Below are 24,573 nucleotides of genomic sequence, written 5' to 3'. Positions count from 1 at the left end.
TCGCGACCCCGCGTTATCACCAAAAAGACCGTCTATTTTATAACGGAAGCCGCTTAAACTCTAGGTTTCTTATGAATTATTCACAAGCAGATAACAAATATGTGAATAAAATAGGATCCGGTATATATCTGCTTCGTTATTTATTATAACTACAGCGTATTTGTATGTAATTTTGAACTGAAGTAGTATTTTTATCCACAGCAAAAACAAAACATAGATAAATACAAATGAAAATACTCAATAAATCTTCTTGGCTAATTAGTGTACTACTCATCAGCCTTAGTTCTTGGTCGGTATTTGCTCAAGAAACCGTAAAAGTTGGCATGTCTGGACGCTACTTTCCTTTCACTTTTGTCAAGCAAGATAAGTTACAAGGCTTCGAAGTGGACTTGTGGAATGAGCTTGCCAAGCGTAACGATTGGCAAGTCGAATATGTTACCGCTAATTTCTCTGGCTTATTTGGGATGTTAGAAACCGGACGGGTCGACACGATTGCCAACCAAATCACCATCACCGATGAGCGCAAAGCTAAATATTTGTTCTCGCAGCCCTATGTTATTGATGGCGCACAAATTGTGGTGCGCAAGGGCAACAGCGAAATAAGTGGTATTAACGATCTTAAGGGCAAAAAGGTCGCCGTCAATTTAGGGTCCAATTTTGAGCAATTATTAAGAAAGCACGACAGCGCCCAACAAATAAACATCGTTACTTACGATACCGGCATTGAACAAGATGTCGCACTTGGCCGTTCTGACGCATTTGTAATGGACCGAGTATCGTCTTTAGCTCTGATTAAAAAATCAGGTCTTCCTCTGGCATTGGCTGGTCAACCCTTCGAAACCATCCAAAATGCACTACCGTTTATCAACAACGCAGCTGGCAAGGCTCTACAAACGAAAGTAAACGCGAGCCTAGCCGAAATGCGACAAGATGGCAGCCTAAGCGCCATCTCCGAAAAATGGTTTGATGGGGACATCACCAAATAATGTCTCAATTTGACTTCAACTACATGCTGGAGCTAATGCCAATTCTCTTTAAGTATTTGGCTACCACCATGGAAATGGCTGCAATTGCAGCCGTGTTTGCCTTAATACTGGCCTTAGCTCTAGCGCTAGTGAGGATCTTTAAACTACCGCTATTAAATTCACTAGCGGTTGTTTTCATCTCGTTTTTCCGAGGTACGCCATTATTAGTTCAGCTATTTATCTTGTATTATGGCCTACCCCAGGTGTTCCCCATCATGATCGGTCTGGATGCGTTTAGCGCTTCGGTAATCGGCTTAAGCCTGCACTTTTCTTCCTATATGGCGGAAAGTATACGAGCTGCGATAAACTCCGTTGACAAAAGCCAATGGGATGCCAGTTACGCTTTCGGTATGACGCGACTTCAAGCTTTAAAACGCGTGATACTGCCTCAGGCTCTGCGCACCGCATTACCCTCCTTGATGAACTACTTCATCGATATGATTAAAAGCACCTCCTTAGCTTTCACCTTAGGTGTTGCCGAAATTATGGCAAAAGCACAAATGGAAGCCTCTAGTAGCTTTAAGTTCTTTGAGTCATTCCTCGCCGTAGCATTAATTTACTGGGCCGTCGTAGCCCTGTTTACCCAACTACAAACCCTCGCAGAAAACCGTTTAGCCAAGGCTTATTAAGATGATTAAAGTCAATAAAATCAGTAAAGCATTTAATGGCAAGATGGTGTTAAAAAACGTTGATCTTCAGATAAATGAAGGTGAAGTTGTAGCGATCATCGGACCATCAGGAACTGGTAAATCGACTTTATTACGCTGTATCAACTTTCTGGAACATCCCGATCAAGGCAGTATTCAAGTCGACCAACTTATGGTGAATGCAGCGCATACCTCAGCTAAAGAAATTCTAGCGCTAAGGCGTAAGCTCTCTTTTGTATTCCAAAACTATTCATTGTTTGCCAATTTAACGGCCCTGCAAAATATCGCAGAGCCTCTGATTACGGTTTGGCAACAAAGTAAACAGCAAGCCTATGAGAGCGCCAGTGCAATATTGAAAGATATAGGTTTAGCAGACAAAGTCGATCACTATCCAAGCCAATTATCGGGTGGGCAACAACAGCGCGTTGGTATCGGTCGCGCCATGGCCACCCAAAGTAAAGCGATTTTATTTGATGAACCCACTTCAGCCTTAGACCCCGAGTGGGTCGCTGAAGTATTAGCTTTAATAAAGCAACTTGCCAAACAGCAGCAAACGATGGTGATTGTAACCCATGAAATGTCATTTGCTCGAGAAGTCGCGGATCGAATTGTGTTTATGAGTGACGGTGAAATAATTGAGCAGGGCACTCCAGAACAGCTATTTACCAAGGCAAAAGACCCAAGAACTCAACAGTTTATATCTCGTATCGCCAAACATACTGGCGACTAAACAATAACAACTGTTGCACCTATATATAGCGGTACTATAATGCCGCGCAGGATCCAAAAGATCTTTTTAAGTAGAGTCTCTACGATTAAGCGATATTTCGTTTGACTTAGAAGGGGTGAATGATTAGAATTTCGCCTCTTTTTTACCCGGTGCGCCAACCGTTTTGGTTAAATTGCACCGACTGTACAGTAAAAAACTAGCTAGCAAGAGTAATAACTATGAAACGTACTTTTCAACCAAGCGTACTAAAACGTAAGCGTAGCCACGGTTTCCGCGCTCGCATGGCAACTAAAAACGGTCGCCAAGTTTTGGCCCGTCGTCGTGCCAAAGGTCGCGCAAGTTTGTCTGCATAATTACGTGCTAAGACATTCGTTCGGCAGGGAGTTACGTTTGTTAACTCCCATGCACTTCAAACACGTATTCTCCAACCCCGTTCGTGTGGGTACTCCTCAACTCACTATCCTTGCCAAAAATAATTCTCTTTCTCATCCCCGTTTAGGTTTAGCTGTTTCTAAAAAAAGCATCAAACTTGCCGTCGGCCGAAATCGAATTAAGCGTTTAGCAAGAGAAAGCTTCCGTCTACATCAACATGACCTACCCGCTATAGATATAGTGATTATTTCTAAGAACGGTATTTCAGACTTAAGTAATCAAGAACTGAGCAAGATCCTGGAGAAATCATGGCGAAGACTAAAGCGCCGTTGCGAATCATCGCAATAATGCCGATTAAGGCTTATCAATATGTGATAAGTCCACTACTTGGCCCGCGCTGTAGGTTTACGCCAACGTGTTCAGATTACGCGATTGAAGCAATTAATTTGCATGGTGTGATAAAAGGTTGTTGGTTAGCGAGCCAACGTCTATTAAAATGCCATCCACTACATCCTGGCGGGTATGATCCCGTTCCCGGTTCAAAAAAAACTAATAGTGATTAACTAAATTATGGAATCTCAACGCAATTTACTACTAATTGGGTTGCTGTTTGTAAGTTTTCTTATCTATCAGCAATGGCAAAAAGACTACGGCCCACAACCCGTTGTCGTGGCAACCAATACCGCTCCAGCAGCAGCGACTAATGCAAATGGTGATGTACCCCCAAGCGCGGCACATCAAGACGATTCAGACTTAACCAAGGCCTCTGCTACAGGCCAGTTAATCACTGTAACCACCGACGTATTAAAACTTAAAATCAGCGCTCAAGGCGGTGATGTGGTAAGTGCTGAATTACTCGCCTACCCAATTACTGAAGATGCTAGCGACCCCTTCATTTTACTTGAAGACAATGCTGACTTCACCTATGTAGCACAAAGTGGCTTAATCGGTGCTAATGGGCCAGATGCGAACCCCAAAGGACGTCCGATTTATTCAGTCTCTAGCGACAATTTTAGCTTAGAGGACGGTAGCGACCAACTCACTGTCACGCTTAGCTATAAAGACGCCGATGGTAACAGCTACCATAAAATCTTTACCTTGAACCGCGGCAGCTACAAAATAGACGTTCATTATGATGTCACTAACAACAGTGCCTCAAACCTCAATTTACAGCTATATACCCAGCTAAAACAAACCGAAGAAGAGCATACAACCAACATGGTGATGCCGGTTTACCATGGCGGCGCGTATTCTAGCGAATCGACTCGCTACTCCAAGTACAGCATCAAAGACATTAAGAAAAACAATCTTAACATTTCAACCCAAGGTGGTTGGATTGCGATGATGCAACACTACTTTGTGAGTGCTTGGTTAGGTAACCCAGAGCAAAATAACCAGTTATATTCTCGCGCAAGCAACGGTTTTGTATTCATGGGATTCAAAGCGCCACAGCAAACTGTCGCCCCCAAGCAAACCACACAGTTTGATACCGCCTTATGGGTCGGACCAAAACTACAAACTGAAATGGCCGATGCGGCGCAACATTTAGACTTAACCGTCGATTACGGTTTGTTATGGTTTATTGCCCAACCGCTTTCCAAGTTATTAACCTTCTTCCATAGCTTTGTTGGTAACTGGGGGATCGCGATTATCCTGATCACCTTCACCGTAAAAGGCATTATGTATCCGCTCACCAAAGCGCAATACACTTCGATGGCAAAAATGCGTTTACTGCAACCGAAGATGGCTGAACTACGCGAAAAATTCGGTGACGACCGTCAGAAAATGTCGCAAGGCATGATGGAATTATACAAGAAGGAAAAGGTCAATCCGCTCGGGGGCTGTTTCCCAATCTTACTGCAAATGCCAATCTTCATTTCTTTGTATTGGTCTCTGATGGAAAACGTTGAACTACGCCATGCTCCATTCTTTGGCTGGATCACCGATTTATCGGTACAAGACCCATTCTACATCTTGCCGATATTGATGGGGGTAAGCATGTTCTTCATCCAAAAAATGTCACCTACCGCGGTGAGCGATCCGATGCAAGCCAAAGTCATGCAGTTTATGCCGGTTATCTTTACCGTCTTCTTCCTGTGGTTCCCAGCAGGTCTAGTACTTTACTGGTTAATGAGTAACGTGGTCACGCTAATTCAGCAAACTCTGATCTACCGTAACCTAGAGAAAAACGGTTTGCATAAACGCTAAACACAAAGTTTGGTATCAATGCTAAAATGCCATTCAGCGTGAGCTGGGTGGCTTTTTTTTGCGCCCAGTTAAGTTCGATTTTTAAAGAGAAAACCGCATGCAATCAAATGAGACTATTGTCGCCCAAGCAACAGCACCGGGTCGCGGTGGAGTCGGCATTATTCGAGTGTCCGGTCCCCTATCGGAACAGGTGGCACAGACCCTGTTAGGTAAGTGCCCTCAACCCCGCTATGCCGACTACCTCGCGTTTAAAAACCTGCAAGGTGAAACCTTAGACCAAGGCATTGCTTTGTATTTTAAAGGGCCTCACTCTTTTACTGGTGAAGATATCCTAGAACTGCAAGGTCATGGTGGGCCGGTTGTCATCGATATGTTGATCCGTGAAATTTGCCAAATTGATGGTATCCGTCTAGCGCGTCCAGGTGAATTTAGTGAGCGAGCCTTTCTCAACGATAAATTGGATCTAGCACAAGCCGAAGCGATAGCCGACTTAATTGAAGCCACCAGCGAACAAGCCGCCAAAAGCGCCTTGCTATCCCTGCAGGGAGAATTCTCTAATAAGATCCACCAGCTCGTTGAAAGTGTCACCCACCTGCGGATCTATGTGGAAGCCGCCATCGACTTTCCCGAAGAAGAAATCGATTTTTTGAGTGACGGTAAAGTACAAAAAGACCTCAACGCCATCATCGATGAACTAGCCGAAGTACAAACTCAGGCGCGCCAGGGTTCACTACTACGAGATGGAATGCGAGTAGTAATAGCTGGGCGTCCTAATGCTGGTAAATCAAGTCTACTCAATGCCTTAGCTGGCAAACAAGCCGCTATTGTGACCGAAATAGCAGGCACCACCCGAGATGTATTGCGGGAGCACATCCATATTGATGGCATGCCGCTACATATCATCGATACCGCAGGCCTGCGTGAAGATGCAGATGTGGTCGAAACAATTGGTATCGAACGCGCCTGGGAAGAAATCAATAATGCTGATCGGGTATTGTTTATGGTGGACGGCACAACCACCGCCGAACTTGACCCCATAAAAATATGGCCAGAGTTTGTAGCCAAATTACCGGCAAATATTGGCATGACTGTGGTCCGTAACAAGGCTGATATTACCGGTGAAGATCTCAATGTAGTGATGGATCACGGCCACCCGGTTTATAAACTCTCGGCCAAAACAGAACTGGGCTTATCTACCCTAAAAGAACACTTAAAACAGTGTATGGGCTTTCAGGGCAGTAGCGAAGGTAACTTTATGGCGCGCCGTCGCCATCTTAATGCCATTCAACACGCCGCAGAACATTTAGACAATGGTAAGACCCAACTCGAGATCTATCATGCCGGAGAATTGCTTGCTGAAGAGTTACGACTCGCTCAGCAACAACTGAGCGAAATCACCGGGGCATTTAGCTCCGACGATTTACTCAGTCGTATTTTCAGCAGCTTCTGTATTGGCAAGTAAAAGAGTAAAACGCATCAAAACAACATTATGATTTTAAAATAATTTTGTTTTATTTGGTGGGAAGTAATTTGATGGATGTTGTCGATTCTTGCTCCGTATCTACTCCGAAGATAAATTTGGAGCACATCTGTCGCACAAGGTAAAAAAAGCCGATGAAAATCGGCATACCAAAATACTTTAGAACACGAGTACAATAAAATAGAGTCAATCAGAGCGGACATAACTAAGAGCTAAAAAAACCAATAGTTTATTGCCGCTAAGTGAACATCAAAGTCATTCTTGAAGAGTTAAACTCTTTGGATTCAAATCTATCTTAAAAACTCGCCCAAGAACGACATAGATAATGTCAAAACTAACGACGATTTTGATGCATTTGAACCAATTGCAACAAAGCACCAACGACAGCAACAATTCCAGCGCCAACAGGTAATACCCACATGGGTAATGATAATGTTAAAATAACGCCACCAACAGCAGCACCAATAGCGCTACCTAAATAAAGAGCAGATTCATTCAGCGCAACAGCAAGATGACCATCACCATAATTATCTCGAACATGTAACAACTGATTATTTTGTGGGACCTGTAAAGCCCAACCAACCGCCCCCCATACGGCTATAGGCACCATTGCCAACCAAACACTCCAAGCTACGATAAATGGGAGCATGATTAATGATGCTCCTAAAATTAACATAATCGATAAGGTCATGAGCGAGTTGTGAATGCGCTCAGTTAATGGCCCAACCAAGAAACTCCCGGCGATACCACCAAGGCCCCAGATCCATAGAAAAGGGGTAATAGAATGTACCCCACTATATTCCACTGACAACATAAGAGGAGCAAGAAATGTATACATACCAAGACTTGAGATAGCAGCAAACAATGATACAGCCAAGATTACGGTTACTTGGCGGTCAACGAACAATGACAACTTCTTGCGTAAGGGCACGGAGTCATAATTAGGTAATTCAGGCAACCATAGAATCAATCCAAGCAACGCTGTTAATCCAAGTATGGTGACTAAGCCAAAAGCGATAGGCCATCCCATATTTTCCGCTAAAACAAGTCCCACAGGTACTCCAAGGACAGTCCCAGCAGCCATTCCGCCCATAACTAATGCAATCGCTTTACCTCTACGATGAGGGGATAGAGACGCAGCAGTAGCTATACCGATTGAAAGATAAACCCCCGAACCAATGCCAGCGAGAGCTCTAAATACCACTAACCATATAAAATCTGTGGCAAGTGCACTGGCTGCATTGGCGAGCACAAATAATCCTAATGCTGCCAAAATTCCACTTTTCTGGCGATTGGTCGGTAACAAAGCAACAATGACTGGAGAACCAATCCCATAAGCCAATGTAAAGACTGTAACTAACTGAGCAGCAAAGCTGACCGATACTTTAAAATCCTGCTCAATTAATGGGATGAGTCCTGCTGTTACGTAAGAAGCCATACCTAAAGAAAAAGCGCCTAGAGCAATCAAATAGATGCTTAGTGAATTTGAATAACACTTTGTAACAGAAGTAGATTTTTGCACACACTCTAAGCGATCAAAGCTCATTTTTAGTCTCTCTAAATAGAAAACACCATATTACCCACCCATTTATGGTGTTACAATTTAACCATTTATAGTATTACTTAAGCTAATAGAGTACTGATGAGCAAACTAGAACGAACTCGCGAAGAACTAGCAACATTTCTAAAAACTCGTAGGGAACGCCTTTCTCCAGCAGATCTTGGTTTACCAACTGGAGGACGCCGACGTACACCAGGACTAAGACGAGAAGAAGTCGCAGCCCTTTCAGGAGTTGGCCTCACATGGTACACATGGCTTGAGCAAGGCAGAGACATCCAAGCTTCATCCACTTTTCTAGATAATCTAGCGAAAACACTAAAACTAGACGCTGCAGAACGTAGGCACTTATTTTTGCTCGCTCATAATCGGCTTCCAGCCGAACCAGGAAAAACGTTTTGCCAAGTGCAACCTTTGATTCTAAGACTAATGAACGATTTATCTCCTCATGGCGCATTTGTGCTCAACTTACGCTGGGACGTATTGGCTTTTAACTCTCCAGCCGACCAACTTTTTGGCTTTGATAGCCATCCAGCAAACCAGCGCAACTTATTGTGGATGCTATTTACTGACGCAAGCCTAAGAGAACGGTTACACAACTGGAAAAATCAAGCCATACAGATGCTTTCTAGCTTTAGACGGGATTACGCCCTTGCTACCCAAGAATCAGATATTCAAGCTCTAGTGACAAATTTGCAGAAAACATCACCTGACTTTAGAGAATGGTGGAACAGGCATGACGTTCATGCTCCCTGCCATGGAACGAAGACATTTACAATTAACGAGCAGAATATCGCATTTGAACACACATCAATGACCGTCGATGCTGACCGCCACCTCCGCTTAGTTGTATATGCTCGAAAAGATTAAATTATTGTTCGATTTGATCTGCAAAACCTAAAAAACCAGTTAACGCTGATTCAAGTATTCAAGACAAATCGCAGCGGCGGTGGTGCGATTTTCAACGGCTAACTTTTGAAATATTGGCTCTAAGTGTTTGTTAACCGTACGCGGGCTCATCGACAAAATCTGCGCGATTTCTCGATTGGTCTTGCCTCTGGTTAACCAAAGCAATACTTCAGATTCTCGCTCGGTTAACTTAAAACGCTGACGCAATGACTCTCGCACACTCACGTCATCATCATTGATAATCCGTAGTAAGTGCTCACCTGGTGCAGACTCACCTAAATACCTAACTTTTAATGACATATTTAACTGATGAATCGTCAACAAACTATGTTTATCAGGCATCGATGATAACCAGTCCGCTAACTGTTGATTAAGTTTTGGCGATTCAAGACTAGCAGTAATCCCTGCACTTTGTAATAAATCCTTCGCCTTAGAGCTGGCCCAAACAATATGGCTATTCAAATTAAAAGTAAATGTCGCCTGAGCGATCTCTTCTAATACACTATGGGCACTGCGAGTTAAACGCGAATTCCCCAGATGAACTTTAATTCGTGCGAATAACTCCTCTAACTTAATTGGTTTTTGAATATAATCAACACCGCCAGATTCCAGCCCCTTTACCACCGATTCACTGTCACTTAAACCAGTCATAAAAATCACTGGCACATCACTTAACTGTTTATTTTGTTTTAATAACAAGCATGCTTCAAAGCCATCCATATTGGGCATAAGGGCATCCATTAACACCACATCTGGTACCATTCGGGCAGCAATATTTAAAGCCTGTAATCCATCCATAGCAACCAGCACCGTATACCCTTGGCTGACTAAGGCTGTATTTAACATAGCTAAAGACTCGGTAGCATCATCGACCACCAAGATAATTCCTTTTGACTCCTCGCGACTCATTGTGCCAGTGCCTTTTTACAAATAAGTTGAATATTAGAAAACTGATAGTTCGCCAATTCGGCCCTTAACGAGCGAACCAAAGCACTATCTTGTTGTTGTTTGTCTAAGCTAATCAGCAACTCTTCAATACCCTGCACAAAACCAAGCTGGGCCATATCGACAATTTGTTTTAAGGGCTCAACGCTTGCCGAAGCTATCGCTTGTTGCACGGGAACCGCAGGCGGCGCTATCACATGAGCTGGCTGCGACGTGGCATAGCGCCATTGAAGATTGAGTATTTCCGCTATTTTGTCTAACAGCAAATAGTCACGAAGTGGCTTCGCTAAATAGCCATTATATAGGGCAAGCTTATCCGCTCTATCAATATACTCACTGGGTAGCGTTTCGGTGGCATCAGCAGAGACCATAATCACTGGCGTAGTGATAGCTCGGTCTCGCAAGCGCTGTAATAACTGCCAACCATTCATACCCGGCATCGAAATATCTAATAAATATAAGTCGATATAAGCATGACCAAGATGATTGAGGCAGGCATAAGGGTCAACCGCTTCTAAAACAACAAACCCCAAAGGACTGAGAATTTCGACCACTAAGCCGCGATGATTGGCATCATCATCCACCACCATCACCGTTTTACTTTCACCTTCAATGGCAGCGATTTTTCGAGGCCTGAGTAGCGGTCGCACTGGGCTATCGATACTAGATAACATCAAACTCAGTTTAAAAACACTGCCTTGCTGAGCCTTGCTACTTACATTGAGATCTCCGCCCATAATATCGGTCAATAGTTGAGTGATAGTTAAACCCAAGCCAGTGCCCGGACTATGGGCCTGTCCCGGCTTACGTCCCCTCTCAAAAGGACGAAAGATACGTTCAAGATCTTGCTCATCAATCCCAAAGCCGGTATCACTAATGGTAAATTCGGCCACTTGGTTTCGATAACGTACTGCAAATGATACCGAACCTTGAGCGGTAAACTTGACGGCATTGGATAACAAATTAATTAAGATTTGTCGTAAATGGGTTTCATCGGAGGTCACCCATTTTGGTAAATAGCGGCTAGGATGATAGTAAAACTCAATCCCTTTCTCTTTCGCCTGTAAACTAAACATTGCCACCAAATCATCCAGTAAATCGGCAATCGCAACCTGATCTCGATGTAGTTCTAACCGCCCCGCTTCTATTCTTGAAATATCTAATAAACCTTCGATGATATCGGCAAGATGTTCACCACTTCGTTTAATCAAAGCCACCTTACTAAGATAGGGCTTGGCTAAATCATGGCTATTTTCTAATAGTTGAGCATAACCGAGGATTGAGTTGAGTGGTGTCCTTAGCTCATGACTAATACTGGTTAAGTAGCGACTCTTCGCCTGATTGGCCGACTCGGCAGTTTCTTTGGCTTGCTGTAAAGCCAGATCGGTGGCTTCGTGAGCGGCAATTTCTCGGCTTAACAGTTGCGTCTGGCGTTTTGATTCATCTAAGGCAAATTGACGACTGTCGTTGGCTAACACAAATAACCAAACCAATACCCCAACAATGATCATCAATAGAAAAAACACCTGACTCAGAGTTCCCGACACCACCAACTGAGTCGTCATATCATCACTGGGGATCCGTAAGTACACCAAATAGAATAAACCCGCGACCAAGGATGCAATCAAAAACATCAAGCCCGAAAAATGTAATAAACGAGTATTCATTAACGAAGATACCGACTTAGGTAAAACTAAGGCCACAAACTGGCTTAGTTGCTGAGCGAAACGAGCATTGCTTTTACATTGGTCATGACAACGCGCATCAAGGGTGCAGCATAATGAACATATCGCGCCCCCGTAGGCAGGGCAGAAAGCGAGATCTTCCGGTTCGAAATTATTTTGGCAAACGGTACAATCGGTTTGTTTAAGCGCGACCAAATTGGGTTCGCGAGCGAGGTAATAACGTCCTTTGGTTAAGATAGCAATGAGCGGAGAACAAACAAAAGCCACGCTTAAACCTATAAATGGCGATAAGGATTGAGCCAAAGCGCCTAAGTTTCCACTATAACAATAAATACCAATCAACGATGCCAGTAACATCGACCCAACTCCCACCGGGTTAATGTCATAGAGATGGGCTCGTTTAAACTCAATGTATTTAGGACTTAAACCAAGCGGTTTATTAATCACTAAATCGGCAACCAAAGCGCCAACCCAAGCTACCGCCATATTCGAATAAATCCCAAGCGTATCTTCTATCGCCGCATAAATACCCAACTCCATGATCAACAGCGCAATTATCACATTAAAAACCAACCAAACCACCCGTCCCGGATGACTATGGGTTAAACGAGAAAAAAAGTTAGACCAAGCAATAGAGCCAGCATAAGCGTTTGTCACATTAATCTTCAGCTGGCAAACAATCACAAAAATGCCCGCCAAAGACAGCGCAACCAAAGGCTGAGAACTCACATAAGAGAAGGCAACCTGATACATCTGGATCGGATCATCGGCCACTCGGGGGTCAACCTGTGCATCAAGCGCCAACACCACCAAAAAAGTCCCCATTAAAACTTTAATCGCGCCAATGATCACCCAACCCGGCCCCGCACTAATCAAGGCGAACCACCAATAAAAAGGTTTACGCTTGGTTTTTTCTGGCATAAAACGTAGAAAATCGACTTGCTCACCAATTTGCCCCATTAACGAGAACAATACCCCCGCCGCTGCACCAAATAAATGCAAACTAAAACCATCATCGGTAACTTTCTGGTGACTGCCGCGGTAGTGAGTCCAACTGTCTACCGATGACCATTCATTCCATAAAATAAACACAAAAGGGGTCAGTTGCAGCACGATCCATAAAGGCTGAGTCCATAGGTGAAAGCGACTGATAAAAGTGATGCCATGCGTCACCAATGGAATCACCAACACAGCACAAAGCAGATAACCCCAACTCACAGGGATCCCAAACAGCAAGTCCAAGGCCGAAGCCATAATGGCCGATTCTATGGCGAAAAAAATGAAGGTAAATGACGCATAAATTAGCGAAGTAATGGTTGAACCAATATAACCAAAACCCGCGCCGCGGGTCAGTAAATCAATATCCACCCCGTAGCGGGCAGCGTAATAAGAAATAGGAATGCCACAGCAAAAGATAATCGCTGAAACAATCATGATAGCGGCCAAGGCATTGGTGAAGCCATAATTCAACATTATCGCCCCACCAATCGCTTCCAAAGCTAAGAAAGAGATCGCACCAATGGCAGTATTAGCAACTCGTGCCGCCGACCACTGACGGGCCCGCTTCGCGGTAAAACGTAAGGCATAATCTTCTAAGGTTTGGTTCGCGACCCAACGGTTGTAATTCCTCCTCACCTTAAATACATGCTGGTCTTTCATCCCTGACTAACTCCAAGCACTTGGTTAAGTTCTATTTTAAGCACGAATCAAGCCTATACACCTTATTTTAATATTCAAATAATCAACAAAATCAGTAAGTTATTATGTTATCTATAAATATTATTTGCGCCTTGGCTGTCACTCTGACCCTAACCCGATGCCGTCCGGTTAACCATGCGTCAAATGACGTAGTTGCCTAGGGTGATTAGCTCATTACCCTCCCGCAATAAGTTTTGCATGATGGCTCTACCGCCAAGTCTCGGTAAAGCATCCACCACATATAGGGATATAATTATGCAAAAAACCACCAACACAGGCCTACGTACACGCTTACGTCGCCAACTACTCAAGGGAATGCTGGCGCTGCCCGCAGCGATGCTGGTTTCTCAGCTCAGCTTAGCGGCAACCCCCGCTACCGATGTTATTAATACCACGGGACTCGCCGTGACCGATGACACGGTAAAAGTTGGGATCTTACATTCGGTCACCGGCACTATGGCGATCAGTGAAACCGGATCGGTTCAGGCTGAAATGCTCGCGATCGAACAGATTAATGCCATGGGCGGCATACTCGGTAGAAAAATTGAATATATTCAAGAAGATGGAGCCAGTGATTGGCCAACCTTTGCTGAAAAATCTAAAAAACTACTGGTAAGAGACAAAGCGGCGGCTGTATTTGGCTGCTGGACATCAGCCTCACGTAAAGCTGTATTACCCGTATTTGAGCAATATAACGGCATGCTTTACTACCCGACTTTTTACGAGGGTTTAGAGCAGTCACCCAATGTCATTTATACGGGCCAAGAAGCCACACAACAAATTATCGCAGGAATTGACTGGGTAACAAAAACCAAGGGCGCGAAAAGCTTCTTCCTACTCGGTTCTGACTATATCTGGCCACGCACTTCCAACAAAATTGCCCGCAAACACATCGAAAAACTCGGCCTAAAAGTCGTAGGCGAAGAGTACTATCCGCTCGGTCATACCCAATTTAACTCAGTGATAAACAAAATTAAGCTGAAAAAACCCGATGTCATTTATGCCATCGTTGTGGGTGGATCCAATGTCGCTTTCTACAAACAATTGAAAGCCGCCGGGATCGATATGACCAAGGAAAAACCATTGGTTCTCACAATTTCAGTAACCGAAGATGAAATCCTGGGAATTGGCGGTGAAAACATTCAAGGCGCTTATGCCGCAATGAAATACTTCCAAAGCCTCACCAATCAAAACAACCAACAATTTGTTGCCGCCTTTAAAAAACGCTGGGGAGATGACATTGTCATTGGCGATGTGACTCAAGCCGCTTATCTAGGCCCTTGGTTATGGAAGGCCGCCGTAGAAAAAGCAGGGTCTTTCGATATCGATAAAGTACGTGAAGCTTCACCGGGGATCGAGCTTACCACCGCCCCAGAAGGTTATGTACGAGTTCACCCTAACCATCACCTTTGGTCAAAAACCCGAATTGGTCATGCCAAAGCAGATGGCCAGTATGACATCGTTTATGAGACCGATGAGCTGATTGAACCCAATCCATTCCCTGAAGGTTATCAGTAAAAACTCATGGCCTGTGTCAACAGGCCAACTTCTGTTTTCGCAAGCGTTCACGAGGGATTTGCTATGTTTGCCGATTATACCAGTGCAGAACTCACCGCTATTTTTGCTATGCAAGGATTTGCCGGTCTAATTCTATTTTCTGTTTTTGTTCTTATGGCCTTAGGCCTTGCCATCATATTCGGTCAAATGGGTGTGATTAATATGGCACATGGCGAATTTATGATCCTAGGGGCCTATATCACCTATTTAACTTCGCAACTGTTTACTCACTATTTTCCCGGACTATACGACGGCTATTTCTTGGTCGCGATGCTGTTCGCCTTTATTTGCACAGCCGCCTTAGGTGCGCTGGTGGAATGGGCCATGATCCGCCACTTATACAAACGCCCATTAGATACCTTACTTGCCACCTGGGGCTTAAGCCTGATCCTACAACAAGTTTATCGCACCGTATTCGGCGCCCGAGAAGTCGGCGTGAGTCTACCCGATTGGCTGATGGGCTCTTATGCCATTACCGACATCATCGAAGTCCCGATTAATGGGATCTTCGTAATGGGTCTAACTATCGTGATTACCTTTGGCGTTTACCTACTAATGCAAAAATCATCTTTAGGTAAGCAAACCCGAGCCGTAGTCCAAAACCGAGCCATGGCTGGTGCCGTCGGGATTAATACCGAAAAAGTGGATCGTTATACCTTTGCCCTAGGCTGCGGTATTGCTGGTATTGCTGGCTCAGCCTTCACCATGGTCGGATCGACAGGCCCAACCGCTGGACAACAGTATATTGTTGATACCTTTCTAGTGGTGGTATTTGGCGGCGCTTCCAGCCTGCTCGGCACTGTTGCTTCGGCATTTACCATCTCTCAAGCCCAATCCACCATGGAATTTTTCCTCAGTGGTTCGATGGCTAAAGTTCTCACCTTATTGACCGTGGTTGGCATTCTGATGCTCCGTCCCCAAGGTCTGTTTTCATTGAAAATTCGTCGCTAGGGAGAGTCACCATGTTCACTCCAATAGAAGCTCAAACCGAGCACAATCGAAACCGTATCGCATGGTGGCAATACCTGCTACTGGCTGCGCTTATCTTGATTATCTTACCGCTATGTTTAGATGCATTTCGGTTAAATTTAGTCGGTAAATACCTCACCTATGCCTTTGTCGCACTGGGCCTAGTTTTATGCTGGGGTTGTGGCGGTATTTTAAGCCTTGGCCAAGGGGTGTTTTTTGGCTTAGGCGGTTATTGCATGGCCATGTTCTTAAAACTAGAAGCCTCCAACCCGGAAGCTACGGCCATCCAATCTACACCGGGTATTCCAGATTTTATGGATTGGAACCAGCTCACCGAATTGCCATGGTTTTGGCAACCCTTCCACAGCTTAAGCTTTACCCTGCTAGCCGTAATTGCAGTACCGATGTTATTTGCTTTTATCATTGGACTTGCAATGTTTACCCGCCGCGTCGGTGGGGTGTATTTTGCGATTATCACTCAGGCTATTGCCGCCATCCTCAGCATATTAATTATTGGCCAACAGGGTTATACCGGCGGAGTGAATGGGATCACCGATCTACGGACATTTTTGACTTGGGATATTCGCAGTGAATCAGCACAGACCCTGTTGTATTTCGTGAATGCAGCTTTGTTACTCGCGTGTTTATTTATCGCCTTATACATCAAAAATTGTAAGTTGGGCCGCTTACTGGTTGCGATGCGAGAGAAAGAAGATCGAGTTCGTTTCTCTGGTTATAACGTGGCTAATTTCAAAATTTTTATCTTCTGTATCGCTGCGGCTTTCTCGGCAATTGGTGGCGCCATGTTCACCCTTCAAGTCGGTTTTATGTCGCCTTCCTTTGTTGGCATTGTGCCCTCGATTGAAATGGTGATTTTCTGTGCGGTGGGTGGACGCTTATCACTACTGGGAGCTATTTACGGCACGCTTGTAGTGAACTTAGCCAAAACCACTTTCTCTGAATCCTTCCCAGAGCTGTGGTTATTTGCCATGGGCGCTTTATTTATCGGCGTGGTGTTAGCCTTTCCTGATGGTTTAGCCGGACTCTATCAAAGTTACATCCATCCTTGGTTAAGCCGCTTTCGTCAAGGTCAACCTGTTGCACTTGAGTTGATTGAGCCTGCTCCGCCAAGCACTGAGCCTACAGATATAGAGGAGCGTCGAAATGTCTCAGCCTAATAAGAAAGACTTTGTTCTCAGTGTTGAAGGCCTCAGCGTTTCCTTTGATGGATTTAAGGCTGTCGATGACCTATCGCTATATGTAGAAGAGCAAGAAATTCGGGTGATTATTGGCCCCAATGGTGCCGGAAAAACCACCGTTTTAGATTTAATCTGTGGCAGAACTAAAGCCACCGAGGGCTCGATTAAATTTAAGCAACAAGAGTTAACCAAATTGAAAGAGCATCAAATTGTCCATGCAGGAGTTGGTCGCAAATTTCAAAATCCTTCCATCTATGAAGATCTCAGCGTATTCGAAAACTTAGAGATATCTTATCCACGGGGTCGCAATGTATGGGGAGCATTAACCTTTAAACGAGACCAAGCGGTAACAGACAAAATTACAGAAATTGCCGAAATGATATATCTCAGCGACAAACTCCACCAGCAAGCCGACTTACTCAGCCATGGCCAAAAACAATGGTTAGAAATAGGCATGTTGCTGATCCAAGATCCAGAACTATTGATGCTCGACGAACCCGTCGCTGGCATGTCGGTGGCCGAGCGTAAACAAACTGCCGAGCTACTGCAAAGCATCACCAAGAATCGTTCGGTATTGGTGATCGAACACGATATGCAATTTGTCGAAGATATTGCTGACCGAGTCACCGTATTGCACCAAGGCAAGGTCTTATCGGAAGGCTCAATGCAGCGGGTGAAAAATGATCCCAAAGTTATTGAAGTCTACCTTGGACATTAAGGAGAACAAGCATGCTCGAGCTAACTAATTACCACGTTGCCTATGGCCAAAGTGAAGTGATATCCGATTTGAATTTTTCACTCAAGGCGAATGAAATTGTCGCTATTTTAGGCCGTAATGGTATGGGCAAAACCACCCTCATGAAATCACTGATCGGAATCATCCCCAGTCGCCGCGGTCAGCTAAAGCTGGCTGGCAAAGAACTGTGTCATAAAAAGAGTCACCAGCGAGTGGCTGCTGGTTTAGGTTTTGTGCCCCAGGGACGAATGATTTTTTCCACGATGACGGTACAAGAGAATATCGAAACGGGTTTAACCACCAGCAATGCCAAACGGGTACCGGACGACCTCTATAGTACCTTTCCGGTGTTATGGGAAATGCGCCATCGACGCGGCGGTAATTTATCAGGAGGACAGCAACAGCAACTGGCGATAGCCCGCGCCTTAGCCAGTAATCCCAGCGTATTGCTATTGGATGAACCGACAGAAGGGATCCAACCTTCAATCATTAAAGATATGGCTAAAACCCTCAAACAGATCCGTGATCAACGCGGCTTATCAATCGTAGTCTCGGAGCAGGTACTGAGCTTTGCCCTTGATGTTGCGGATCGCATCTTAGTTATCGAAAAAGGAAAAATCGTTCACGACGTTCAGCGTGATGAAGTAGATGAAAACCAAGTCGCCGCCTATTTGTCGGTGTAAAGGCAATACATGGAAATTGATACTCAAGGAGAATAACCATGGCACAAACAATCATTAAAATAGATCTAAAACAATCCGCCTACGACAATGAAAAACTGCATAATCGCTGGCATCCAGATATTCCCATGGCGGCAATGGTAAAACCGGGTGACGACTTTATTTTAGAATGTATCGACTGGACTGGCGGGCAAATAAAAAACAATGATGATGCTTCCGATGTTCGAGATGTCGACTTATCTCAGGTTCACTTTTTATCGGGTCCTGTGGGGGTTACGGGTGCCGAGCCTGGCGATCTCTTAGAAGTTGATATTCTCGATATTGGCACCTTTGATGATTCACAATGGGGTTTCAACGGCTTTTTCTCGAAACAAAATGGTGGAGGCTTCCTTGATGAACACTTCCCTGAAGCACAAAAATCTATCTGGGATTTCAACGGCATGTTTACCAAGTCTCGGCACATTCCAGGAGTTGAATTTGCAGGCTTAATCCACCCGGGCCTGATTGGCTGTTTACCCTCAAAAGAGATGTTAGACGTCTGGAACAAACGGGAAAAAGAACTATTTGATACCAACCCCGAGCGGGTACCAATGCTGGCCGCCCTTCCCTATGCACCAACGGCTCACATGGGAAAAATGAAACCCGATCAGGCGAAAGTCGCCGCCGAAGAAGCAGCCAGAACCGTGCCCCCCCGTGAACATGGTGGTAACTGTGATATTAAGGACTTATCACGTGGCTCAAAAATCTACTTCCCAGTTTATGTTAAAGATGCAGGTTTATCGGTGGGTGATTTACACTTTAGCCAAGGCGATGGTGAAATCACTTTCTGTGGGGCCATTGAAATGGCAGGTTGGATCCATCTTCGCGTCAATTTAATCAAAGATGGCATGGCAAAATACGCGATTAAAAACCCCATTTTTAAACCCAGTCCAATTACACCTCGCTACGATGACTATCTGATTTTCGAAGGAATCTCGGTAGATGAACATGGCAAACAACATTATTTAGATGCCAATGTGGCCTATCGTCAAGCTTGCTTAAACGCCATCGAATACCTGAAGAAATTTGGTTACAGTGGTGCTCAGGCCTACTCTTTACTCGGCACAGCACCAGTACAAGGACATCTCAGTGGCGTGGTCGATGTGCCAAACTCTTGCGCAACCCTCTGGTTACCTACCGACATCTTCGAGTTCGATATAAAACCCAACGCCGAAGGTCCAACAAAATATTTAGATGGCAGTGTCGATATGCCTTTAGCCCCAGATCTAGATAAATAAGAGAGGTGAACCATGCCTGTTTATGACTATAAATGTGCCGAACATGGCGCATTTTACCAACTTGCTGCCTTAGACGACTGCGCTAAACCGGCCGCTTGCCCACAGTGCAATCAGTTAGCACCAAGGGTAATTATTTTGCCGCCAACAGTATTAGATATGGCCGCAGAAACCAAGCAGGCGATCGCCCGCAACGAACAAGCAAGACATGAACCGCAACATTCAACCATTGATAGCCGAGCAGAAAATACTGAACGCTTAAAAAAAGGCTGCGGCTGTCAGCATCACAAACGAGGTGCTTCAAAACTATTTTATACCGCCAAGGGAGAAAAAATGTTTCCTTCCATGCGTCCCTGGATGATCAGCCATTAAATAAGCAGAAGATACTAAACATTCGCACTTAATCGCTGAAACCGCATAAAACCCTAAATTATCTTTTAGGGTTTTTCTTCAACGATTCAAATCAGTAGCCGAAAAACCTCAAATAAAAATCAGCAACAACAATTTCCCTCAAAAATCTTTAACCCAGCGCAAATTTTAGAATAGACACTCATTTAAAACCAAAAAGATTGACTTAAATCAATTTTAATATAAGGTTTCAGCGTTTTCTGAAAGTTCAATAATAAGGAATCGGCCCGATGCAATTATCAGAGAAGAGCCAGGCTTTTGTACTTCATTTTGGCGAAATGGGCAGTCGCTGGGGCTTTAACCGCACCGTTGGACAAATTCTCGCCTTATTGGTGATCAACCAACAGCCCTTGCATGCCGAACAAATTATGGAACAACTTGGGATTAGCCGAGGCAATGTAAGCATGGCCTTAAAAGAGCTGCAATCATGGCGCCTAGTTAAATTAAGCCATCAAGCAGGCCAGCGCCGAGAGTTTTTTACCGCTGCGGGTTCAATTTGGGAGATGGCTAAAACAGTATTTGAAGAAAGAACTAAGCGAGAAGTAGATCCAACCCTGTCGCTGTTACGTTCTAATTTAATCGACCCTCCAGAAAATGAAGCGGATCGCTATACCCAACAAAAAATGGCTGAAATCCATGACTTGTTGGAATTAATCACGCAATGGTCGAATACCTTAAACAACATGAGCCCCGAGACTCTACAAAGTTTGATGAAAATGGGTTCAGGAATTAGCAAGATTATTGAATTAAAAGACAAAATCGTTGGTAACAATGGAACTGGCACCAACCCGTAAATTATTAACCTTCGATGAGGCAAACCATGTTTGATGCCCTGATATTATCCAGGATGCAATTTGCAGCCAATATTAGCTTTCACATCCTATTTCCAACCATCACCATTGCGATGTGTTGGTTTTTAGTATTTTTTAAAGTTCGCCACGATATGACTGGTAAGCCAATTTGGATGCGAGCCTACCGTTTTTGGGTGAAGGTTTTTGCCTTATCCTTCGCCATTGGTGTGGTCAGCGGGATCACCATGTCTTTTCAATTTGGCACCAACTGGCCAGGTTATATGGAAACCGTGGGCAATATTGCCGGACCACTGCTTGGCTATGAGGTACTAACCGCCTTCTTCTTAGAAGCAACTTTCCTCGGTATCATGCTATTTGGTATTAAACGGGTTCCCAATAAAATTCATACCTTAGCCACCGTGCTGGTGGCGATTGGCACCAGCCTATCGGCATTTTGGATTTTAGCGCTGGATTCCTGGATGCAAACCCCAGCAGGCTTTGAAATGCGTGATGGCGTCGCTCACCCCACCGATTGGTTGGCGATTATTTTCAACCCATCATTCCCCTATCGACTCACCCATATGTTGATAGCTTCGGGACTCACCGCATCTTTCTTTATAGCTGGTATTTCTGCTTACCGGATCCTCAAAGGGGATGTGAAAAAAGCCCCTCGACTCACCTTAAAAGTAAGTTTACTGGTGGCCGCGGTGTTAGCACCAACTCAAGCAGTGGTTGGTGATTTTCACGGTTTAAACACCCTAGAACATCAACCAGCAAAAATTGCCGCGATGGAAGGTATTTGGCATACCGAGAAAGGCGCACCACTACTGCTATTTGCATTGCCCGATAAAGAAACCCAAACCAACAAATATGCCATCGCTATTCCCAATTTAGCCAGCCTCATTTTAACCCATGACTTAGAGGGTGAAATTAAAGGGCTAAATGAGTTTGAAAATAACCATCCCCCAGTAGCCCCAGTGTTCTGGGGCTTCCGGGTCATGGTCGGCATGGGCTTATTGATGATCGCCCTCAGCTGGTTTAGTAGTTATTGCTTGCTCCGCCGAGGCAAACTCCCTAACTGGACCTTAAAGATCTTAGTTGCTACCACCTTCTGTGGTTGGGTCGCCACCCTCGCTGGTTGGTATGTCACTGAAATAGGTCGCCAACCGTGGTTGGTCACCGGAGTACTTCGCACCGAAGACGCTGTCACCAGCCTACCTGCGGCAAATGTAGGTTTTTCATTAATCATGTATTTAGTGGTTTACGCCTTCTTGTTGTGGGCCTACATCCATACCCTATTATCGATGGCACGTAAGGCTGTCAAAGTAGAAGAGTTTGAAACTAGCTCACCGCAGGCCGATGCCAGTCTTAGCCATATCGAGCCAAATTTAGAGAATCACAAAGGGAGTAGCAAAGTATGATTGATGCATACTGGTTAGCCATTATCTTTATTGGCCTGATGGGGCTCTCGGTATTGGTCTACGCTATCTTGGATGGCTACGATCTTGGGGTTGGTATTTTACTGCCATTAGGCGAAACCGACGAAGCCCAACGCGATACCATGATAGCTTCGATTGGTCCATTCTGGGATGCCAATGAAACCTGGTTGGTATTAGCAATCGGCATTTTGCTGATTGCTTTTCCGGCTGCACATAGCATCGTGCTTTATCACCTTTATATACCGGTCGCAATTATGTTGATCGGACTTATTATGCGTGGTGTCGCCTTCGACTTTAGAGCCAAGGCAGCCATCGATTATAAGCTCGCTTGGGATAGAACCTTTAAAGCCGGCTCAATTCTCACCACCATTGCCCAAGGTTATATGTTAGGCCTCTATGTGATGGGGTTTGAAAATAGCATCAGTGCTCATCTGTTTGCCTTGCTCAGTGGCCTTGGCGTCACCGCAGCTTATAGCTACATAGGTTCAGCGTGGTTGGTAATGAAAACAGAAGGTGAATTACAGCAGCGCGCGGTAAGATGGGCAAAAATCACTGGCCGACTTTGCTTTATTGGCGTTCTAGCGGTTTCGCTGGTGAATCCGCTGGTCAATCCAGGGGTATTTGATCGTTGGTTCGACTTCCCCTTGGTCATGTTTGTATTATTGATCCCGGTCGTATGTTTCGCTGCCTTTATCTTCAACGATATCTTGCTAAACCGCTTACCCAAAGCCAATGATCGCCACTGCTGGCTACCATTTATGCTGGTCATGTTAATCTTCTTGCTGTGTTTTAGCGCACTTGGCTTTAGCTTCTTCCCCTATGTGGTTCCGGGACAAATGACTATTTGGCAGGCCGCTTCAGCCCCCGAATCTTTAACCGTGATTTTACTGGGTGCGGTCGTAGTCGTGCCGATTATTTTAGCCTATACCGCGTTTTCTTATTGGGTGTTTAGAGGTAAAGCCACCTCACTTAACTACCATTAACCATAAAAATTTATACCTTCAATGATGTAAAGAGCGCCAATGGCGCTCTATTTTTATATCCAAATAAATCATCGATACTCACGACCAACAAGCGAACTATTCAGCCTTAAGTTTCACCGCCGTACCAAATACCATGATTTCTGAAGAACCATCCATGATAGCGCTCGTAGTAAAACGGATCCCCACCACTGCATCTGCGTCTTTTTGCTGAGCGCTTGCCACTAAGCGTTGTACAGCTAAGTCTCGCGCTTCACTCAGCATCTCGGTATAGCCCTTAATTTCTCCTCCAACAATACTTTTAAGGCCCGCCATGATATCGCGACCAATATGTTTAGCCTGCACTACATTGCCCGTAACAATACCAAGTATGACCTCAATTTCACGGCCAGGAATGGTTTCCGTCGTTGAATAGATCATTTACCCTCCTTTCATTCGACCCCACTTAATAAAGCTAAAGCATAAAGCGTAATGATGCGAGTAATGCAGCATGCTATTGGTATCTGTTATCACTTTTCTAAAAGATCAACATCCGCATTTGTCACCCAAATACCTTCCTTAAAACAGTATAAAAAGTAAGGATCACTAAATTGTGAATAATACTTACCCACAAACAATAAAAGGGATCATCCCTTATAGCGCTTATTTCTAATGTTCAATAACTTTAAAGTGATAAAAACTATCAACAACTCACTCACAACTAATCCGCAACTAGTTAATCAACCAAAGATCAAGTTACAATAGCCAAACCGTTGTGGATAAACAGGATGTAAAATGGATATAGAAATAATCGTGGGATCAACCTTAGGTTCAGCTGAATACGTCGCCGATGAATTAGAAGCCTTATTAAGTGAACAACATAAGGTCATCATCCATCTAAATGCAGAGTTTTCTGAATTAAAGCCTCACGCGCTGTGGCTTATTTGTAGCTCGACTCATGGTGCTGGCGATATTCCAGACAATTTACAACCCTTTTATCAATATTTACTCGAACAACAGCCAGATCTTTCCGAAATTAGCTATGCTGTTATCGCGATCGGCAGTCGTAGTTACGATACCTTTTGTGGAGCGGGAAAAGAACTTGATCAACAACTGGAAAAATTAGGCGCAAAACGCTTAAAAGATCGCTTAGAAATCGATGTCGATGTCGATCCTGTGCCTGAAGAACCCGCTGTTGAGTGGCTAAACTGCTGGAAAAACGAACTGATCTAAAATTATTTCCTGTGGATAAGCATAGTGATTAGCTCTTAATTAACTACACTTATTCCTATGGATAACTTTTG

24 protein-coding genes are annotated in these 24,573 nt (G+C 44.4%); 20 read left to right on the top strand and 4 right to left on the bottom strand.

Annotation, left to right across the window (positions count from 1 at the left end; translation table 11 throughout):
• Positions 1-227 precede the first annotated feature (227 nt).
• From ACRRS0_RS23060 to mnmE, 8 genes are all read left to right on the top strand, one after another.
• On the top strand, positions 228-986 hold the full coding sequence (locus ACRRS0_RS23060; RefSeq protein ID WP_432455252.1) for an amino acid ABC transporter substrate-binding protein: 759 nt from the start codon (positions 228-230) through the stop codon (positions 984-986).
• Positions 986-1,654, top strand: coding sequence for an amino acid ABC transporter permease (locus ACRRS0_RS23055; protein WP_432455253.1), 669 nt, complete (start codon positions 986-988; stop codon positions 1,652-1,654). The genes ACRRS0_RS23060 and ACRRS0_RS23055 overlap by 1 nt, the downstream gene beginning before the upstream one ends.
• A 1-nt stretch (position 1,655) precedes the next feature.
• Positions 1,656-2,402 carry an amino acid ABC transporter ATP-binding protein gene (locus tag ACRRS0_RS23050; RefSeq protein ID WP_432455254.1) on the top strand — a complete coding sequence of 249 codons (747 nt, stop codon included), beginning with the start codon at positions 1,656-1,658 and terminating at the stop codon, positions 2,400-2,402.
• 218 nt (positions 2,403-2,620) lie between these two features.
• Positions 2,621-2,755 (top strand): 50S ribosomal protein L34, encoded by a 135-nt coding sequence (gene rpmH / locus ACRRS0_RS23045; RefSeq protein ID WP_016400276.1) that lies wholly within the window; start codon positions 2,621-2,623, stop codon positions 2,753-2,755.
• 49 nt (positions 2,756-2,804) lie between these two features.
• Positions 2,805-3,122 (top strand): ribonuclease P protein component, encoded by a 318-nt coding sequence (gene rnpA / locus ACRRS0_RS23040; RefSeq protein WP_432456118.1) that lies wholly within the window; start codon positions 2,805-2,807, stop codon positions 3,120-3,122.
• Positions 3,083-3,337, top strand: coding sequence for a membrane protein insertion efficiency factor YidD (gene yidD / locus ACRRS0_RS23035; RefSeq protein WP_432455255.1), 255 nt, complete (start codon positions 3,083-3,085; stop codon positions 3,335-3,337). Before rnpA ends, yidD begins: the two co-directional genes overlap by 40 nt.
• Positions 3,338-3,344: 7 nt before the next feature.
• The gene (gene yidC, locus ACRRS0_RS23030) at positions 3,345-4,982 is read left to right on the top strand and encodes a membrane protein insertase YidC (protein WP_432455256.1); all 1,638 of its coding nucleotides are present in this window, start codon (positions 3,345-3,347) and stop codon (positions 4,980-4,982) included.
• Between the two features lie 97 nt (positions 4,983-5,079).
• The gene (mnmE, locus tag ACRRS0_RS23025; RefSeq protein ID WP_432455257.1) at positions 5,080-6,444 is read left to right on the top strand and encodes a tRNA uridine-5-carboxymethylaminomethyl(34) synthesis GTPase MnmE; all 1,365 of its coding nucleotides are present in this window, start codon (positions 5,080-5,082) and stop codon (positions 6,442-6,444) included.
• 352 nt (positions 6,445-6,796) lie between these two features.
• Here the strand turns inward: mnmE and ACRRS0_RS23020 are convergent, their stop codons facing one another.
• The gene (locus ACRRS0_RS23020) at positions 6,797-8,008 is read right to left on the bottom strand and encodes an MFS transporter (RefSeq protein ID WP_432455258.1); all 1,212 of its coding nucleotides are present in this window, start codon (positions 8,006-8,008) and stop codon (positions 6,797-6,799) included.
• Positions 8,009-8,104: 96 nt separating this feature from the next.
• Here ACRRS0_RS23020 and ACRRS0_RS23015 point away from each other — a divergent pair, with 96 nt between their 5' ends.
• Positions 8,105-8,890, top strand: coding sequence for a helix-turn-helix transcriptional regulator (locus ACRRS0_RS23015; protein WP_432455259.1), 786 nt, complete (start codon positions 8,105-8,107; stop codon positions 8,888-8,890).
• A 39-nt stretch (positions 8,891-8,929) separates the two neighbouring features.
• Here ACRRS0_RS23015 and ACRRS0_RS23010 read toward each other — a convergent pair whose 3' ends face one another.
• Together ACRRS0_RS23010 and ACRRS0_RS23005 are read right to left on the bottom strand one after the other, a co-directional pair.
• Positions 8,930-9,838, bottom strand: a complete 909-nt coding sequence (locus ACRRS0_RS23010; RefSeq protein WP_432455260.1) for a response regulator transcription factor — start codon at positions 9,836-9,838, stop codon at positions 8,930-8,932.
• Entirely contained in the window at positions 9,835-13,218 is a 3,384-nt protein-coding gene (locus ACRRS0_RS23005) for a hybrid sensor histidine kinase/response regulator (protein ID WP_432455261.1), read from the bottom strand. The genes ACRRS0_RS23010 and ACRRS0_RS23005 overlap by 4 nt, the downstream gene beginning before the upstream one ends.
• 294 nt (positions 13,219-13,512) lie before the next feature.
• Between ACRRS0_RS23005 and urtA the strand changes: the two genes are divergently transcribed.
• The 10 genes from urtA to ACRRS0_RS22955 all read left to right on the top strand — a co-directional run bounded on the left by urtA (position 13,513) and on the right by ACRRS0_RS22955 (position 23,293).
• The gene (gene urtA, locus ACRRS0_RS23000) at positions 13,513-14,775 is read left to right on the top strand and encodes an urea ABC transporter substrate-binding protein (protein WP_432455262.1); all 1,263 of its coding nucleotides are present in this window, start codon (positions 13,513-13,515) and stop codon (positions 14,773-14,775) included.
• Between the two features lie 63 nt (positions 14,776-14,838).
• The gene (urtB, locus tag ACRRS0_RS22995) at positions 14,839-15,765 is read left to right on the top strand and encodes an urea ABC transporter permease subunit UrtB (RefSeq protein WP_432455263.1); all 927 of its coding nucleotides are present in this window, start codon (positions 14,839-14,841) and stop codon (positions 15,763-15,765) included.
• Between the two features lie 11 nt (positions 15,766-15,776).
• Entirely contained in the window at positions 15,777-16,961 is a 1,185-nt protein-coding gene (urtC, locus tag ACRRS0_RS22990) for an urea ABC transporter permease subunit UrtC (protein ID WP_432455264.1), read from the top strand.
• Entirely contained in the window at positions 16,948-17,700 is a 753-nt protein-coding gene (gene urtD / locus ACRRS0_RS22985; RefSeq protein WP_432455265.1) for an urea ABC transporter ATP-binding protein UrtD, read from the top strand. The genes urtC and urtD overlap by 14 nt, the downstream gene beginning before the upstream one ends.
• Positions 17,701-17,711: 11 nt before the next feature.
• Positions 17,712-18,401 carry an urea ABC transporter ATP-binding subunit UrtE gene (gene urtE, locus ACRRS0_RS22980; RefSeq protein WP_432455266.1) on the top strand — a complete coding sequence of 230 codons (690 nt, stop codon included), beginning with the start codon at positions 17,712-17,714 and terminating at the stop codon, positions 18,399-18,401.
• Between the two features lie 38 nt (positions 18,402-18,439).
• Positions 18,440-19,675: a formamidase gene (fmdA, locus tag ACRRS0_RS22975; protein WP_432455267.1), complete on the top strand. Its 1,236-nt coding sequence runs from the start codon at positions 18,440-18,442 to the stop codon at positions 19,673-19,675.
• A 12-nt stretch (positions 19,676-19,687) separates the two neighbouring features.
• Positions 19,688-20,044, top strand: coding sequence for an FmdB family zinc ribbon protein (locus tag ACRRS0_RS22970; protein ID WP_432455268.1), 357 nt, complete (start codon positions 19,688-19,690; stop codon positions 20,042-20,044).
• Between the two features lie 266 nt (positions 20,045-20,310).
• Positions 20,311-20,874, top strand: coding sequence for a GbsR/MarR family transcriptional regulator (locus ACRRS0_RS22965; RefSeq protein WP_432455269.1), 564 nt, complete (start codon positions 20,311-20,313; stop codon positions 20,872-20,874).
• 26 nt (positions 20,875-20,900) lie between these two features.
• Positions 20,901-22,292 carry a cytochrome ubiquinol oxidase subunit I gene (locus tag ACRRS0_RS22960; RefSeq protein WP_432455270.1) on the top strand — a complete coding sequence of 464 codons (1,392 nt, stop codon included), beginning with the start codon at positions 20,901-20,903 and terminating at the stop codon, positions 22,290-22,292.
• Positions 22,289-23,293, top strand: a complete 1,005-nt coding sequence (locus ACRRS0_RS22955) for a cytochrome d ubiquinol oxidase subunit II (protein WP_432455271.1) — start codon at positions 22,289-22,291, stop codon at positions 23,291-23,293. Before ACRRS0_RS22960 ends, ACRRS0_RS22955 begins: the two co-directional genes overlap by 4 nt.
• A gap of 96 nt (positions 23,294-23,389) precedes the next feature.
• On the opposite strand, the gene ACRRS0_RS22950 is transcribed toward ACRRS0_RS22955, so the two are convergent.
• Entirely contained in the window at positions 23,390-23,710 is a 321-nt protein-coding gene (locus ACRRS0_RS22950; protein WP_432455272.1) for a heavy metal-binding domain-containing protein, read from the bottom strand.
• 354 nt (positions 23,711-24,064) lie between these two features.
• Between ACRRS0_RS22950 and mioC the strand changes: the two genes are divergently transcribed.
• Positions 24,065-24,502 carry an FMN-binding protein MioC gene (gene mioC, locus ACRRS0_RS22945; RefSeq protein ID WP_432455273.1) on the top strand — a complete coding sequence of 146 codons (438 nt, stop codon included), beginning with the start codon at positions 24,065-24,067 and terminating at the stop codon, positions 24,500-24,502.
• Positions 24,503-24,573: the final 71 nt, after the last annotated feature.

The organism is Agarivorans sp. QJM3NY_29, from assembly GCF_050870835.2.
In the GTDB taxonomy this organism is placed as follows: Bacteria; Pseudomonadota; Gammaproteobacteria; order Enterobacterales; family Celerinatantimonadaceae; genus Agarivorans.
Note: the sequence above shows the minus strand (reverse complement) of the source record. Positions and strands in the feature narration are given on the sequence as shown.

Excerpts from the sequence above, each read along its gene's own strand:
- ACRRS0_RS23060 (WP_432455252.1), top strand. The coding sequence starts at position 228 with ATGAAAATACTCAATAAATCTTCTTGGCTAATTAGTGTACTACTCATC.
- ACRRS0_RS23055 (WP_432455253.1), top strand. The coding sequence starts at position 986 with ATGTCTCAATTTGACTTCAACTACATGCTGGAGCTAATGCCAATTCTC.
- ACRRS0_RS23050 (WP_432455254.1), top strand. The coding sequence starts at position 1,656 with ATGATTAAAGTCAATAAAATCAGTAAAGCATTTAATGGCAAGATGGTG.
- rpmH (WP_016400276.1), top strand. The coding sequence starts at position 2,621 with ATGAAACGTACTTTTCAACCAAGCGTACTAAAACGTAAGCGTAGCCAC.
- rnpA (WP_432456118.1), top strand. The coding sequence starts at position 2,805 with ATGCACTTCAAACACGTATTCTCCAACCCCGTTCGTGTGGGTACTCCT.
- yidD (WP_432455255.1), top strand. The coding sequence starts at position 3,083 with ATGGCGAAGACTAAAGCGCCGTTGCGAATCATCGCAATAATGCCGATT.
- yidC (WP_432455256.1), top strand. The coding sequence starts at position 3,345 with ATGGAATCTCAACGCAATTTACTACTAATTGGGTTGCTGTTTGTAAGT.
- mnmE (WP_432455257.1), top strand. The coding sequence starts at position 5,080 with ATGCAATCAAATGAGACTATTGTCGCCCAAGCAACAGCACCGGGTCGC.
- ACRRS0_RS23020 (WP_432455258.1), bottom strand. The coding sequence starts at position 8,008 with ATGAGCTTTGATCGCTTAGAGTGTGTGCAAAAATCTACTTCTGTTACA.
- ACRRS0_RS23015 (WP_432455259.1), top strand. The coding sequence starts at position 8,105 with ATGAGCAAACTAGAACGAACTCGCGAAGAACTAGCAACATTTCTAAAA.
- ACRRS0_RS23010 (WP_432455260.1), bottom strand. The coding sequence starts at position 9,838 with ATGAGTCGCGAGGAGTCAAAAGGAATTATCTTGGTGGTCGATGATGCT.
- ACRRS0_RS23005 (WP_432455261.1), bottom strand. The coding sequence starts at position 13,218 with ATGAAAGACCAGCATGTATTTAAGGTGAGGAGGAATTACAACCGTTGG.
- urtA (WP_432455262.1), top strand. The coding sequence starts at position 13,513 with ATGCAAAAAACCACCAACACAGGCCTACGTACACGCTTACGTCGCCAA.
- urtB (WP_432455263.1), top strand. The coding sequence starts at position 14,839 with ATGTTTGCCGATTATACCAGTGCAGAACTCACCGCTATTTTTGCTATG.
- urtC (WP_432455264.1), top strand. The coding sequence starts at position 15,777 with ATGTTCACTCCAATAGAAGCTCAAACCGAGCACAATCGAAACCGTATC.
- urtD (WP_432455265.1), top strand. The coding sequence starts at position 16,948 with ATGTCTCAGCCTAATAAGAAAGACTTTGTTCTCAGTGTTGAAGGCCTC.
- urtE (WP_432455266.1), top strand. The coding sequence starts at position 17,712 with ATGCTCGAGCTAACTAATTACCACGTTGCCTATGGCCAAAGTGAAGTG.
- fmdA (WP_432455267.1), top strand. The coding sequence starts at position 18,440 with ATGGCACAAACAATCATTAAAATAGATCTAAAACAATCCGCCTACGAC.
- ACRRS0_RS22970 (WP_432455268.1), top strand. The coding sequence starts at position 19,688 with ATGCCTGTTTATGACTATAAATGTGCCGAACATGGCGCATTTTACCAA.
- ACRRS0_RS22965 (WP_432455269.1), top strand. The coding sequence starts at position 20,311 with ATGCAATTATCAGAGAAGAGCCAGGCTTTTGTACTTCATTTTGGCGAA.
- ACRRS0_RS22960 (WP_432455270.1), top strand. The coding sequence starts at position 20,901 with ATGTTTGATGCCCTGATATTATCCAGGATGCAATTTGCAGCCAATATT.
- ACRRS0_RS22955 (WP_432455271.1), top strand. The coding sequence starts at position 22,289 with ATGATTGATGCATACTGGTTAGCCATTATCTTTATTGGCCTGATGGGG.
- ACRRS0_RS22950 (WP_432455272.1), bottom strand. The coding sequence starts at position 23,710 with ATGATCTATTCAACGACGGAAACCATTCCTGGCCGTGAAATTGAGGTC.
- mioC (WP_432455273.1), top strand. The coding sequence starts at position 24,065 with ATGGATATAGAAATAATCGTGGGATCAACCTTAGGTTCAGCTGAATAC.